Raw genomic sequence first — 826 nt, forward strand, 5'->3', positions numbered from 1 at the left:
TGTTCAGTGTTGTAAATGGCACTATATAACTCTTCAAGCTGACGTTCAATCTGCTCACTTACTTCTGCAAATGACGACTCTGATATCATGTTATTGTCAATGTCGAGCAAGATTTGTGTTACTTGTGCTTCGTAGCGAGACCAACCACGACATTCAAGCTGTCTTTGGAGTTGCTGCAAAGGAGCTATAACTGTTTGTGGGTTATTGAGACCTAAAATTATAGACTCAAGCTCAACCAATATACGTGGTAAAAAACGTAATGTAGATTCGGTCGATTTTAATAAATGACTCAATAAACCGTGTGTCTGTTGATCAATATTCTCAAGACCGCTTATTTGTATATAGATATCAGCTATTAAACCTTCGATATCTTCATGAGCTATTTGTTTATTCTCATTTGTTTTAGCAGTTATTAGATTAGAATCTATACTACTGCTTGATGAGTTATTTGGCTGCTTACTTACATCGATAGCCTGCTGATACCGGCTAGCTAAGACCTCGTCTAACTGTGATAGTAGCTGCGCATAGATAGCTGGTAGTGGTAATGAATTGTCTGCTAGGTTACTCAACCAAAGCTCTGTTAGAAACCATAAACGCTGTTGAGCGTCGGCATTATTTGTATGCTGTAAGCTGACAGCTTGCCATAAATAGTGACTAACCTTTTTTAAGCTCAGTAGGACAGTTGCATCATTGTTATTGATGACCAACAACTGCTGGACTTGTTGACGCCATACCAGTAACAACTGTTTATATTGCTCAGGTAATAGGGGTGATAAAAAAGAGCCACTCGTCTTTGTAGCGTTGGGTATTACTACATCAATTGTTT

General features: G+C 38.4%; 1 pseudogene. It reads right to left on the reverse strand.

The window, feature by feature from the left end:
- Positions 1 to 826 (reverse strand): annotated as a pseudogene (locus ACS8FD_RS18835) (hypothetical protein); the annotation flags it as partial.

It is taken from the genome of Psychrobacter sp. 1U2 (assembly GCF_051847575.1).